Genomic DNA, 13,641 nt, shown 5'->3' with positions numbered 1-13,641 from the left:
CTCCCTCCCCGCACCCGTGCTAACGGGCCCAGAGCCAGATCTCCGAGCCCTTCGGCTGCTCCTCGCCGGGATCGGCCGACTGGTCGAAGACCGTGCCGGAGAACCAGAGTTGCGCGACCTTCACCGTGAAGCCCAGCTCCTCCAGCTCCTCGCGGGCGTCGTCGACGTCCATGCCGATCACGTCGGGCACCTCCACCGGCTCCGGCCCGGCGCTGACGACCAGGTCCACCTCGTCCCCGTAGTCGGCCGGCTCGCCGGGGCCGGGCACGTGCTCGATGACCGAGCCCTCGGGGATGGTGCCGCTGAAGCGCTCGGACGCGTCGCCGGCCTCCAGCCCCGCGGCCTCGAGCTCATCCTCGGCCCGATCCTCGTCTTTCCCGACCAGGTCCGGCACTTCCAGCGGCGGCAGACCCTCCGAGACCACCAGCGTCACCGCCGCCCCGGCCGTGACCTCCTCGCCCGCCTCCGGGGAGGTGGAGATGACCTCGCCCTCCCCGTACTCGGTGCTGTACTCCCGCTCGATCAGCACGTCGGCCTCGAACTCGTCCAGCGCCGCGACCGCGTCGTCCTCGCCCCGGCCCTCCAGGTCCGGGATCTCGTAGCGCTCCGGGCCGAGCGACAGCGTCACGACGATGGTGCCGCCGGACCTGATCCGCTCGCCCACCCCCGGTTCCTGGCCGAGCACCTCGCCCTTCGGGACCGTCTCGCTGAAGCCGCCGTCGCCGAACTCGATCTGGAAACCCAGCTCCTCGGCGTACGCCTCCACCGACTCCCGGTCCTGGTCCAGCAGCGACGGCGTCGAGGTGAACCGGCCCACGCCGACCCACCAGCCGGCCAGCGCCACCGCCGCCAGTGTCGCCACGATCGCCACCAGCGTGATCAGGGCCTTCCACGACCGGCGGCCGCCCTCGGAGGGGACCACCATCGTGGTCCGGAACGGCCGAGTCGGCCGCGGCACCTGCCCGGCCGCCTGCACCGACCGGGTCTCGACCGCCTGGAGCCGACGCGCGAACGCCCCGGCGTCGACCGGGCGCGCGCTCGCCTCCCGGCTCGCCGCCGCCATCACCAACTGAGCCAGTCCTTCGGGCACGTCGGGTGCGGCGCGCCGCGGCGAGGGCACCTCCTCGTCCAGATGCCGGCGCGCGACCTCGCCGGGGTCAGGCCCGTCGAACGGGACCTCCCCGGTCAGCAGCTCGTACAGCAGGATAGCGGTGGAGTACACGTCGCCGGCCGGGCTCGCGGGCGAACCGCGCACCAGTTCGGGTGCCACGTACGCGGCCGTGGCCAGCAGCGGTCCCCGCCGCCGGCGGTCGCCGTGGACGGCCTCGGCGAGACCGAAGTCGACGACCTTGACCCGGTCGCCCCGGCCGCCGTGCTTGAGGAGGATGTTCTCGGGCTTGATGTCGCGGTGCACCAGCCCGGCGTCGTGGGCGGCCTGGAGCCCGTCGAGGACCTGGCCGCACAGTTCGACGGCCTCTTCGACGCGCAGGCGCCGCCGCCGGTTGAGCAGGTCCCGCAGGGTGGTCCCCGGCACGTACTCCATGACCACATAGGGGAGACGTTCGTGGACGCCCTGGTCGAACACGGCCACGATGTTCGGGTGCGAGAGCCGCGCGATGGTGCGGGCCTCCTGGAGGAAGGCGGTCAGGTCGAACCCGGCGGTGCCGGCGGCGGTGATCATCTTGACCGCGACCGTGCGGTCGAGCCGCGCGTCGTGGGCCTCGTAGACCGACGCCATGCCGCCCTGGGCGATCAGCCGCCGCAGCCGGTAGCGCCCGTCGATGAGCGTTCCCGTCAGGTCCCCGGTGGTCGTGGTCAACCCGCACCCCCTTCCGCACGATCAGTCTAAGAGGTCGGAGCGACGATCACAGGACCTCTGCGCCGGGGAAGTGCGGTTTGTCCGGGGCGACGATCCCCAGCCGCTTGGTGGCACGGGTGAGCGCCACGTACAGGCTCCGCGGATTGTCCTGGGCGATCGCGTCGGGGTCGACCACGATGACGCTGTCGAACTCCAGCCCCTTGGCCTGCTTGACCGTCAGCACCGGGGCCGCCTCGAGCCCCGCCAGCTCGGCGGCGGCCTCCGGGGTGGTCACGACCGCGACGGTGCCGCCGGCCACCCGCCGGGACTCCTCGGCGGCCAGTGCGGCTACGCGGACCGGCAGGTCCTCCTGGACGATCTCCAGCCACGGCTCGTGGCCGGCCGACCGCACCGACTTCGGGCGCGGGGAGTCGGCGTCGATCGTGTCGAGCACGCGACCGGCGACGGCGAGGATCTCCGACGGGGTCCGGTACGACACGGTCAGCCGCTCGGCCCGCCAGTCCGGCTCCGAGTCGCCGAAGAACTCCGACCAACTGCGCGGCGCGGCCGCGCTCCCGGCCTGCGCCAGGTCCCCGGCCACGGTGAACGACCTGGTCACGCACCGGCGCAGCAGCGCCCGCCACTGCATGGGCGACAGCTCCTGGGCCTCGTCGACGATGACGTGTCCGAAGATCCAGCGCCGGTCGGCGGCGGCCCGCTCGGCCACGGACACGAACCGCTTCGCGACCTGGCGCTCGCCGAGCCAGGCCGCGTCGATCACGTCGGTCGCCTGCAGGATCTCCGACTCCTCGTCCTCGAAGTCGAACGAGGCCGAGCCGGTGGCGATCGAGAGCACGTCCTCGGCGTACGCCAGTTGCTCGGCCGACAGGCCGCTCGGGTGCCGTTCGGGTTCGACCTCGCCGAGGTGTTCGGCGGCCTCGTCGAGCAGCGCCACGTCGGCCTCGGACCAGCCGCCCGGCTCCCGGTGCAGCCGCCGCCGGTCCTCCTTGCCGAGGGCGGCGGCGGCCGAGGCGAGCCGGGCGGGGGAGGCGAACAGGTCCTCCAGCAGCCGGGTGGGCGTCAGCTCCGGCCACAGTTGCTCCACCTCGCCGCGGATGACCGGGTCGGCGGCGATCTCGGCGGCGAAGGTGGCGCGGTCGGTGAGCCCCAGCAGGTTCTCGCCCCCGAGGGGGTCCTCGCCGATGATGTCGGCGTACTGGTTCGCCAGGTCGGCGATGACGCGCTTGTGGAAGGTCTCGCGGGCCTCGTTGTGCGGCAGTCCGGTCTCGCGGGCCGCGTCGCGGGCGGAGGTGATCTTCTCGGGGCGCAGCCACAGGGTGTGGTCCTCGTAGTCGACCGGCCGGGGTTCGGCGGGCACGATCTGCCGGTCGGCCACGGCGCTGGCGATGACGCCGGCCATGACCGAGCGGCCCTTGAGGGCGGCGGCGGTCTCGGACTCGGGCCGGTCGGCGGTGATGCCGGGGAACAGCTCCGCGGGGGTGCGCAGCAGCACGTCGGTCTCGGCCAGGCCCGGCAGCACGTCCGAGATGTAGCGCAGGAACTGCTGGCCGGGGCCGACGATGAGGACGCCGCGGCGCCGCAGTTGCTCGCGGTGCTCGTACAGCAGGTAGGCGGCGCGGTGGAGGGCCACGGCGGTCTTGCCGGTGCCGGGCGCGCCGTCGACGATCATGATCCCTTCGAGCGGGGCCCGGATGATGCGGTCCTGCTCGGCCTGGATGGTGGCGACGATGTCCCGCATGCGGTCGGTGCGGGCCGCGTCGAGCGCGGCCATGAGCGCGCCCTCGGAGCCGATGGTGGAGGCGGTGCCGTCGGCGGCGTCGAGGTCGAGGACCTCGTCGTTGAGCGAGGCGAGGCGCCGTCCGCGGGTGTGCAGGTGGCGTCGTCGCCGCACGCCCGCAGGGGAGGCGGCGGTGGCCAGGTAGAAGCGCCGCCCGGCCTCGCTGCGCCAGTCGACCAGTAGCTGCTCGCCGCGTTCGTCGTGCATCCCGATGCGGCCCAGGTACATCGGGGTCGCCTCGTCGACGTAGTCGAGCCGCCCGAAGCACAGGCCGTCCTCGACCGCGTCCAACTGGGCGATGCGGCGCCGGTGGAAGTGGGTCTCGGCGTCCCGCTGCGACAGTTCCTGGTCGTTCTCGACGTGCCCGCGTCGCGAGCGGTCGAGCCGGGCCTCGGTTTCGTCCCGAAGCCGGTCGAGCCGGGCGTACAGGCGGTCGAGGTGCGCCTGCTCGGCTTCGACGGCAGCGTTGATGGCAGCGGACACGGGACTCCTCGAGTGGTTCGCCGGCTGGGATTCGGATGCGGCCGCGAGGCGCGGGCCGTTTCGCGCTCGGGCGGCGCAACAGAAAAGAATACCGCCCTATCCCGAGATCGTCTTCCTAAGATACGGACATTGCCTACGCTGGTGTGACGAAGACCGGTCCGCAGGACAGAACCGGGTCCGACGGCTCTGGGCGTGCGCCGTCCCACGGACGGAGAACCCTTGTTTGTGGACGTCAATAACATGCCGGTAACACTGCCTTGACTGCCGTTCAACGCCGTCGATAACGTGAACCAGAGTGTGAGTGCCCTCACAATGCGTGACTGGAGAGATGCAAAATGATCAGAGAGAACTGGGGGACCAGAGTCGGGTTCATCCTGGCCGCCATCGGATCGGCGGTCGGACTCGGCAACATCTGGCGGTTCCCCGGCGTCGCCTATGAGAACGGTGGCGGTGCCTTCCTCCTGCCCTACCTGGTGGCCCTGCTGACCGCGGGCATCCCGCTGCTCATCATGGAGTTCACCCTCGGCCGCCGCTACAAGGGCTCCGCCCCGGTGGCGTTCCGCCGACTGAACAAGAACGCCGAGTTCATCGGCTGGTGGCAGGTCGCCATCTCCGTGATCATCGCGGTCTACTACGCGGCCGTGATCGGCTGGGCGGCCTGGTTCACCTTCTATGCGATCGGCCAGACCTGGGGCGGCGACCCCGAATCGTTCCTGCTGTCCGACTTCCTGGGCTACGTCCAGGGCGACGGCTCGGTGCCGGGCATCGGCGAATTCGGCGACTGGCAGCTCGGCCTGACGGCGGTCATGATCGGCGTCTGGGCGCTGGCGCTGCTCATCATCGCCGGCGGTGTCCGCAAAGGCATCGAGGTCGCCAACAAGATCTTCATCCCCCTGCTGGTGCTGATGTTCGGCGTGCTCGTCGTCCAGGCGATGACCCTCGACGGCGCGATCGACGGCCTCGGCGCCTTCTTCACCCCGCAGTGGGACACCATCGGCAACGCCCAGGTGTGGGTCGCCGCCTACGGACAGATCTTCTTCTCGCTGTCCATCGGCTTCGGCATCATGGTCACCTACGCCTCCTACCTCAAGCGCAAGTCCGACATCACCACCTCGGCGGTCACCGTCGGCCTGTCCAACTCCTCGTTCGAGCTGCTGGCGGGCATCGGCGTGTTCTCGGTGGTCGGCTACATGGCCCTGCAGAGCGGCACCCCGATCGACGAGCAGGTCAGCACCGGCGTCGGACTCGCGTTCATCGCCTTCCCGGCGATCATCAACACCCTGCCCTACGCGGCCGGGCTGTTCGGCGTGCTGTTCTTCGCCAGCCTCACCATCGCCGGCATGTCCTCGCTGATCAGCATCGTGCAGGTCCCGGTCGCGGCCGTCGAGGACCGCTTCGGCATCGGCCGCGGCGTCGCCACCGCCTTCATCGGCGGCGGCCTGGCCGTCGTCTCGATCGGCCTGTTCTCGTCCGCGAACGGACTGATCGTGCTCGACGTCTCCGACTTCTTCATCAACCAGTTCGGCATCGCCGTCGCCGCCCCGGTGAGCATCGTCGCCGTCGTCTGGCTGGCATGGAAGTGGAAGGAACTGCGGCAGGACGCCAACCGCACCTCGATCTACAAGATCGGGCCGATCTGGCTGATCTGCCTGGGGCTGATCACGCCGCTGATCCTCGGCTACATGATGGTGCAGAACATCGTCGACGTCTTCACCGGCTCCGAGGAGGTGGCGGCCGACTACCTCGACAACCAGACCTACGGCTGGTCCGTCGCCGGCGGCGCTCTGGCGTTCGGCGTCGTCATGGCGCTCCTGCTGCGCCGCAAGTCGGTGCCCGATCTCGTCGATGAGGAGGAGGCCGAAGGCGAAGCCACCCCGACCGGCGGAAAGGAGGAGAGCCGATGAGTGCCAGCGCCGTCACGGTGATGGTCATCGCGATCGCGGTCATCTTCGGAGGACTCTTGGTCTCGGCGATCACGCTCATGACCCACCCCGAGCAGCCCGACCGCGAAGAGTAGACAGTCCACCCGGGGGCCGGTCCGCGGACCGGCCCCCGGGCCTTGCCCTCCTCCCTTCCCTCCCGGCCGGTGGCGGACGGCCACCGCGTGCCTTCCGGCGAGCCTCTGCGCCCTCCTCCTCGTCCCGCCGCGTCCGCGGTCGCTTATTCGCGCATTGACACGAATTGATGCCTCTTGGGTCTTGTGCAGGTGAATCAAGAACTGTTAGCTTAGTTTTTAGTAAAGAAGGTGTTCAATATATCGCGTTGGACACCGCACCCCGAGAGGAGTGACAGATGCGCCGAACGAAACGCCTCCTGCTGGCGCTCAGCGCCATGGCGGCGCTGGCACTGCCGCTGGGCTTCCTCAGCGTCGGCACCGCCTGGGGCCACGGCTACACCTCCGACCCGCCCAGCCGGGGAGCCATGTGCGCGGACGGTACGGCCAGCGGCTGCGGAGCCATCCAATGGGAGCCGCACAGCGTCGAAGGCCCGAAGGGCTTCCCCGGTGCAGGCCCCGCCGACGGCGAGATCTGCTCCGGCGGCAATTCGCGGTTCTCCGAACTCGACGACCCGCGCGGCGGCGACTGGCCGAAGACCGGTCTCTCCCCCGGCTCCCGGACCTTCACCTGGACCCTGACGGCCGCCCACGCCACCGACAAGTGGGAGTACTTCATCACCAACAACAACTGGAACCCGAGCGAGCCGATCACCCGCGGCCAGCTCGACCTGGTGCCGTTCTACACCGAGTACGACGGCGGCGCCCAGCCGCCGTGGACGGTGACCCACGACGTCACGGTGCCGAACAAGTCGGGCCACCACGTGATCCTCGCGGTCTGGACGATCGCCGACACCGCCAACGCCTTCTACTCGTGCATCGACGTCGACCTCGGCGGCGACGGCGGCGGTGACGACGGGGACCAGGACCCGCCGCCGAGCGACGACTGCGACGCCGGCGCCTGGAACTCCGGTTCCGTCTACACCAGCGGCGACGTCGTCACCCACGGCGGCGCCGAATGGCGCGCCCAGTGGTGGACGCGGGGCGAGGAGCCCGGCACCACCGGACAGTGGGGCGTCTGGGAACGACTCCGCACCTGCTGATCCCAGGCCCGGGCGGACCGGTTGACGCCGACCGCCCGGGCCGCTAATATCGTCCCGGCCGCAGCAGCCGACGTCAGGAACTCCAATGAAGCTGTAATCGCAGACACCGCGCCCGCATGCCTCTGCGCGCATGCGTTGCGTCTGCGATTTCAGGGAGCTTCCCTCCCGACATCCCTGCGCCTCCTCCTCTCTGGAGCGAACCGGCGCGGTGTCTTCTCATTCGACACCCGCAGGCATCGAACCCGAGAGGAAACCCGCGCCATGTCCACCTGCATCACCCTCAACGGCCTCGGCTTCTCCTGGCCCGACGGCGAGCGCGTCCTCACCGACCTGAACGCCGCCTTCTCCGACGGACGCACGGCCCTGATCGGCGACAACGGCACCGGCAAATCCACACTGCTCAAACTCATCGTCGGCGACCTCCGGCCCGACACCGGCACCGTCACCGCCTCCGGCCCGATCGCCCACCTGCCGCAGGAGCTTCCGCTGCGCCTGGACGACTCCGTCGCCGATCTGCTCGGCATCGCCGAGCGGCGCCGAGCCCTCGAAGCGATCGAATCGGGCGACGCCGACGAAGCCCACTTCGCCGCCATCGGCGACGACTGGGACGTCCTCGAACGCGCCCGCGCCACCCTCGGCGAACTCGGCCTGGACCACATCGGCCTCGACCGCACCGTCGCGACCCTCTCCGGCGGGGAGTCGATGCTCGTCGGCCTGGCCGGCCGGCTCCTCCGCCGCCCGGACGCGCTGCTGCTCGACGAGCCGTCGAACAACCTCGACGGCTCCGCCCGCGCCCGCCTCTACGAGGCGATCCGCCGCTTCCAGGGCACCCTGCTCGTCGTCAGCCACGACCGGGCGCTGCTCGACCGCGTCGACGCCGTCGCCGAGCTCCACCGAGGCCGCCTCCGCCTCTTCGAAGGCGACTACGCGGCCTACGAGCGCGCGACCGCGATCGAGCAGGAGGCCGCCCAGCGGTCCGTGCGCGAGGCCAAGGCCGAACTGAAGCGGCAGAAACGCGAGTACACCGAGATGCAGACCAAACTGGTGCGCCGCGAACACTCCGGACGGAAGAAGTACGCCAACGCGCCCGCGATCGTCCGCAACGCCAAACGCAACCAGGGCGAGAACACCGCGGGCCGACTGCGGACCGCGATGGCCGAGGACGTCGCCGAGGCCCGGGAGGACCTCGAGACCGCCGAGTCCGCGCTCCGCGACCCCGACCCGATCAGCGTCGACCTGCCCGAGACCGCCGTCAGCGCCCACCGGGAAATAGCCGTCCTGCGCGGACTCGAAACCGCCGGCTTCTACGGCGACGGGCTCGACCTCCACGTCCGCGGCCCCGAGCGGATAGGGCTGACCGGCGACAACGGCTCGGGCAAAACCACGCTGCTGCACGCGGTCGCCGCAGCCGCCCGCGTACCGCACGGCTTCCTGACCCAACGCCTCGAATTCCTCGACGACGCCGCGACCGTGCTCGACAACGTCCGCGCCCGCGCCCCCGAAACCGAGATGACGCTGCTGCGGACCCGCCTGGCCCGGTTCCTGCTGCGCGGCGAGGCCGTCTTCCACCGCGTGTCGACCCTCTCGGGCGGCGAGCGGCTCCGGGTAGCGCTGGCCGCCCTCCTGTCGGCCCGGCCCGCGCCGCGCCTGCTGCTGCTCGACGAGCCGACCAACAACCTGGACATGACCTCGACCCGGCAGCTCCGGCAGGCGCTCGGCGCCTACCGAGGCGCCCTGATCGTCGTCAGCCACGACCGGGCCTTCCTCGACGGACTCGGACTCACCCGCCGCATCGGGCTCGAACGCGGCAAGGGCATCACCCTCGACGAGCCCCTCGACCGATGAACGAGACATGCCGACACGACGGGCCGGGTCCGCCGATCCGCGTGAGTCACCGCCGATACTGCAAGCCATGCGATCCGCGACCATCGCCGCGGCGGCCGCCCTCCTGGTGGGGGCGGCCGCCTGCGGCGGCGACTCCGAACCCGAAGCCGACGACACCCGCGAGGCCACCCTGGAGGCACTGCCGGGCTGGGCCGAGGCCCTCCCCGACGCGGTCGGCTCCGCGACCGTGGCCACCGCAGACGGCGCCACCGCGTTCGAACTGAACGTCAGCGGCCTCGAACAGCTCGCCGGGTACACCGCACACGTCCACGACGGCACCTGCGACGACACCCCGCCCGGCGGCGACCACTGGCTGGCCGACCCCGAACAGGGCGACGTCGAGTCCAACTGGATCCACCTGATGATCGAGACCAGTGTCGAAGGCGCCGGAAACGGCACCGCCGACTTCGACCACGTCGCCGACGACCGGGCCCGGAGCGTCGTCGTGCACATCGACATCGCCGACTCCGACCAGGCCGCCCGGATGCCGTCCGACCGGGTCCTCTGCGGCGACCTGGAGTGACCGGCCGCCGAGCCGAAATCCCGTGGCCCCCGGACCGGGCGCTCGCGTATCCTTGACCACCGTCATGCCTGCCCGCACCTCGAAATCCCGCCCCAGCCTGCGCGAACGAGTCTCCGCGCTGCGCACGGCCGACCAGCGCCCCCTGCGGCGGCGCCTGCGCGAGGCCCGCGACCTCGGCGGCGCCGAGCGGAAGGCGGCGTTCGAGGCCCTGGAGGCGGACGTCGAGGCGAAGGAGACCGCGCTGGCCGCGCGCGCAGCGGCCGTACCGAAGCTCGTCTACCCCGACGAGCTGCCGGTCTCCCAGCGCCGCGACGACATCGCCGCGGCCATCCGCGACCACCAGGTCGTCGTCATCGCCGGCGAGACCGGTTCGGGCAAGACCACGCAGATCCCGAAGATCTGCCTCGAGGTCGGCCGCGGCGTCCGGGGCCTGATCGGCCACACCCAGCCCCGGCGGATCGCCGCCCGCGCGGTGTCCGAACGCATCGCCGACGAGCTGGGCTCCCCGCTCGGCGAGGCCGTCGGCTGGAAGGTGCGGTTCACGGACCGAGTCTCGGACTCGAGCTTCATCAAGCTCATGACCGACGGCATCCTGCTCACCGAGCTCCAGCACGACCGGCTGCTGAGCGCCTACGACACGATCATCATCGACGAGGCCCACGAGCGCAGCCTCAACATCGACTTCATCCTCGGCTGCCTCAAGCAGATCCTCCCCAAACGCCCCGACCTCAAGGTCATCGTCACCTCCGCGACCATCGACCCCGAGCGGTTCGCCGCGCATTTCAAGAGCAAGGAAGGCCCGGCACCGGTCCTCGAGGTCTCCGGCCGCACCTATCCGGTCGAGGTCCGCTACCGGCCGCTGGTCGAGGAGGACGAGCAGCGCGACCAGACCGACGGCATCCTCGAGGCCGTGGACGAGCTCGGCCGCGAAGGCGACGGCGACATCCTCGTCTTCCTGTCGGGGGAGCAGGAGATCCGCGACACCGCCGACGCGCTGGAGAAGGCCCGGCTCCCCCGCACCGAGGTCCTGCCGCTGTACGCCCGGCTCTCGGCCGCCGAGCAGCACCGGGTGTTCTCCTCCCATACCGGGCGGCGGATCGTCCTGTCCACCAACGTCGCCGAGACATCGCTGACCGTCCCCGGCATCCGCTACGTCATCGACACCGGCCACGCCCGCATCTCCCGGTACTCGGCCCGCACCAAGGTCCAGCGGCTGCCGATCGAACCGATCAGCCAGGCCAGTGCAAACCAGCGCGCGGGCCGCTGCGGACGGGTCGCCGAGGGCGTCTGCATCCGCCTGTACTCCGAGGACGACTTCAACGCCAGGCCCGAATTCACCGACGCCGAGATCCTGCGCACCAACCTCGCCAGCGTCATCCTCCAGATGACCGCCGCACGGCTCGGCGAGGTCGAGCGGTTCCCGTTCGTCGACGCCCCCGACGCGCGCAACATCAAGGACGGCATGGACCTGCTGGTCGAGCTCGGCGCGCTCGAACGCGGCAAGGGCAAGGGCGCGCGCCTGACCAAGATCGGCCGGGACCTCGCCCGCCTCCCGATCGACCCGCGCCTGGCCCGGATGATCATCCAGGCCCGCGAGGAGGGCTGCGTCCACGAGGTCGCCGTCATCGCCGCCGCTCTGTCCATCCAGGATCCACGCGAGCGCCCGGCCGACCGCAGGGCCCAAGCCGATCAGGCCCACGCCCGCTTCAACGACCCCGAGAGCGACTTCACCGCCTACCTCAACCTCTGGAAGTACCTCGAAGACGAGCGCCGCTCCCGGTCCTCGAGCGCCTTCCGGCGGATGTGCCGCCAGGAGTACCTCCACTACCTGCGCATCCGCGAATGGCAGGACCTCGTCCGCCAGATCACGTCCGTCCTCAAGGGGCTCAAGATCCCCGCCAGGAGCGCCGACCCGCCCCCGGACAACCGCCGCATCCACACCGCCCTGCTCGCCGGACTCCTGTCCCACGTCGGCGTCAAGGAGGGCGAGAAGCGCGAATACCTCGGCGGCCGCGGCGCCAGGTTCGCGATCTTCCCCGGGTCGGGGCTGTTCAAGAAGCAGCCGCGCTGGGTCGTGGCGGGGGAGCTGGTCGAGACCAGCCGGCTGTGGGGCCGCATCTGCGCCAAGATCGAACCCGAATGGGTGGAGCCGCTCGCCGAGCACCTGGTCAAACGGACCTACTCCGAACCGCACTGGTCGAAAAAGGCCGGCGCCGTGCTCGCGTTCGAACGCGTCACGCTCTACGGGGTCCCGATCGTCGCCCGCCGCAAGGTCAACTTCGGACGCCTCGACCCGGCCGCCAGCCGCGAGCTGTTCATCCGCCACGCCCTGGTCCAAGGCGAGTGGGAGACCCACCACGCCTTCTTCCAGCGCAACCGCGACAAGATCGACGAGGTCGAGCAACTGGAGAACCGGGTCCGCCGCCGCGGCCTGCTGGCCGACGAGCAGACCCTCTTCGATTTCTACGACCAGCGCCTCCCGGCCGACATCGTCTCGGCCCGCCACTTCGACTCCTGGTGGAAACGGCAGTCCGACAAGCACCGGCTCGACTTCGACGAATCCCTCCTGCTCGGCGACCGCGCCGAAGGCGTCGAACCCGAGCAGTACCCCGAGGTGTGGACCTCCGAAGGCATCGACCTCGAACTCGACTACGAATTCGAACCCGGCGCCTCCGGCGACGGCGTCACCGTCGGGATACCGCTCCCGGCCCTCCAGCAGATCGACGAGGACGCCTTCACCTGGCAGGTCCCCGGCCTCCGCGCCGACTTCGCCGAAGCGCTCATCAAGAGCCTGCCCAAGACCCTGCGCCGCAACTTCGTACCCGCCCCCGACTTCGCGAAGGCCGCCGTCGCCCGCATGGACCCCTCCGACGGCCGCCCCATGACCGCCGTACTGGCCGACATGCTGCGGGCCATGACCGGCATCGACGTCTCCGAAGACGCCTTCGACCTCACCAAGATCCCCGGCCACCTCCTGATGACCTTCCAGGTCAAGGACGAGGACGGCTCGGTCGTCGCCGAAGGCAAGGAACTGAGCGCCCTCCAGCGGCAGCTCGCCCCCAAGACCCAGGAGGCCGCCGCCGAGACCGCCCCCGAACTCGACCGCACCGGACTGACCACCTGGGACTTCGACGAGATCCCCAAGGTCCAGGAGACCCCGCGCAAGGGTTACGTCGCCAAGGCCTACCCCGCGCTGTTCGACGAGGGCCGCACCGCCGGCCTCAAGGCCTTCGCCGACCCCGGCGCCCAATCGGCGAACATGTGGGCCGGCACCAGGCGCCTGCTCGAACTCGCCCTGCCCGACCCCCACCTCAAGGAGGCGCTGACGCAGAGCGAGCTGCTCGCCCTCGCGACCGGCCCGTACCGGAGCGTCGACGCGCTGCTCGACGACTGCGTCCGCGTGGTGCTCGACAAGGTCCTGATCGAAGGCGGGGGACCGGCCTGGAACCGGGAGGGCTTCGAGACCCTGCTCAAACGCGCCCGCCCAGAGGTCGCCGGCGAGACGCCCGCGGTCGCGCGGAAGGCCGTCGCCGCACTCACCGAGGCCCGCACCGCCTCCAAGCTCCTCGAAGGCAAGTTCGACTTCGCGATGCTGGCCGCGATGAGCGACATGCGCGCCCAGCTCGACCGCCTGGTCGGCCAGGAGGGATTCCTCGGCGCGGCCGGCTGGTGGCGCCTGGACGACCTGACCCGGTACGTCAAGGGCATCGTCCACCGCGCCCGCCGGGTGCGCGACGACGCGACCGGCGACCTCGCCAAGATGGACCTCGTCCGGTCCCTCGAAGCCGAGCGCGACGCCCTCGCCAGGGCCCGGCCCGCCGCCATGCGCACCGCCGAAGGACAGGAACTGCGCTGGATGCTCGAAGAGCTCCGCGTCAGCCTCTTCGCCCAGCAGCTCGGCACCCGCTACCAGGTGAGCGAGAAACGCGTCCGCAGGCTCCTCAACTCTCTCTAGAAGGCACCCGCGACGTCGAACACACGTGGCCCCCGCCGAACCCGCTCGAGTGTCAGACTGACGGAGGATGATCATGACCGCGGATCCGGCATTGCGGACGCATC

The 13,641-nt window shown here is 70.7% G+C and carries 8 protein-coding genes; 6 read left to right on the top strand and 2 right to left on the bottom strand.

What is annotated here, in order from left to right; genetic code table 11:
• Window positions 1-19: 19 nt before the first annotated feature.
• The gene (locus CUT39_RS21460) at window positions 20-1,819 is read right to left on the bottom strand and encodes a Stk1 family PASTA domain-containing Ser/Thr kinase (RefSeq protein WP_100445671.1); all 1,800 of its coding nucleotides are present in this window, start codon (window positions 1,817-1,819) and stop codon (window positions 20-22) included.
• Between the two features lie 46 nt (window positions 1,820-1,865).
• Window positions 1,866-4,079, bottom strand: coding sequence for a HelD family protein (locus CUT39_RS08860; protein ID WP_198586995.1), 2,214 nt, complete (start codon window positions 4,077-4,079; stop codon window positions 1,866-1,868).
• A gap of 335 nt (window positions 4,080-4,414) precedes the next feature.
• On the opposite strand from CUT39_RS08860, the gene CUT39_RS08855 reads away from it, so the two are divergent.
• The 6 genes from CUT39_RS08855 to hrpA all read left to right on the top strand — a co-directional run bounded on the left by CUT39_RS08855 (window position 4,415) and on the right by hrpA (window position 13,537).
• Window positions 4,415-5,983: a sodium-dependent transporter gene (locus CUT39_RS08855; protein WP_100445669.1), complete on the top strand. Its 1,569-nt coding sequence runs from the start codon at window positions 4,415-4,417 to the stop codon at window positions 5,981-5,983.
• Window positions 5,980-6,096 (top strand): methionine/alanine import family NSS transporter small subunit, encoded by a 117-nt coding sequence (locus CUT39_RS08850; protein WP_100445667.1) that lies wholly within the window; start codon window positions 5,980-5,982, stop codon window positions 6,094-6,096. The genes CUT39_RS08855 and CUT39_RS08850 overlap by 4 nt, the downstream gene beginning before the upstream one ends.
• A 275-nt stretch (window positions 6,097-6,371) precedes the next feature.
• Window positions 6,372-7,175 carry a lytic polysaccharide monooxygenase gene (locus tag CUT39_RS08845; RefSeq protein ID WP_100445665.1) on the top strand — a complete coding sequence of 268 codons (804 nt, stop codon included), beginning with the start codon at window positions 6,372-6,374 and terminating at the stop codon, window positions 7,173-7,175.
• 261 nt (window positions 7,176-7,436) lie between these two features.
• The gene (locus CUT39_RS08840) at window positions 7,437-9,020 is read left to right on the top strand and encodes an ABC-F family ATP-binding cassette domain-containing protein (protein WP_100445663.1); all 1,584 of its coding nucleotides are present in this window, start codon (window positions 7,437-7,439) and stop codon (window positions 9,018-9,020) included.
• Between the two features lie 67 nt (window positions 9,021-9,087).
• Entirely contained in the window at window positions 9,088-9,582 is a 495-nt protein-coding gene (locus CUT39_RS08835; RefSeq protein ID WP_100445661.1) for a hypothetical protein, read from the top strand.
• 64 nt (window positions 9,583-9,646) lie between these two features.
• On the top strand, window positions 9,647-13,537 hold the full coding sequence (gene hrpA, locus CUT39_RS08830; protein WP_100446107.1) for an ATP-dependent RNA helicase HrpA: 3,891 nt from the start codon (window positions 9,647-9,649) through the stop codon (window positions 13,535-13,537).
• Window positions 13,538-13,641: the final 104 nt, after the last annotated feature.

The organism is Glycomyces xiaoerkulensis, from assembly GCF_002798405.1.
GTDB classification, from domain to species: domain Bacteria; phylum Actinomycetota; class Actinomycetes; order Mycobacteriales; family Micromonosporaceae; genus Glycomyces; species Glycomyces xiaoerkulensis.
The sequence above is the reverse complement of the archived record's forward strand: the minus strand, read 5'-3'. Positions and strand labels throughout refer to the sequence as shown.

Bases quoted from the DNA above. Each gene is read 5' to 3' on its own strand.
- CUT39_RS08850 (WP_100445667.1), top strand. From the start codon at position 5,980: ATGAGTGCCAGCGCCGTCACGGTGATGGTCATCGCGATCGCGGTCATC.
- CUT39_RS08840 (WP_100445663.1), top strand. From the start codon at position 7,437: ATGTCCACCTGCATCACCCTCAACGGCCTCGGCTTCTCCTGGCCCGAC.
- hrpA (WP_100446107.1), top strand. From the start codon at position 9,647: ATGCCTGCCCGCACCTCGAAATCCCGCCCCAGCCTGCGCGAACGAGTC.
- CUT39_RS08855 (WP_100445669.1), top strand. From the start codon at position 4,415: ATGATCAGAGAGAACTGGGGGACCAGAGTCGGGTTCATCCTGGCCGCC.
- CUT39_RS08845 (WP_100445665.1), top strand. From the start codon at position 6,372: ATGCGCCGAACGAAACGCCTCCTGCTGGCGCTCAGCGCCATGGCGGCG.
- CUT39_RS08835 (WP_100445661.1), top strand. From the start codon at position 9,088: ATGCGATCCGCGACCATCGCCGCGGCGGCCGCCCTCCTGGTGGGGGCG.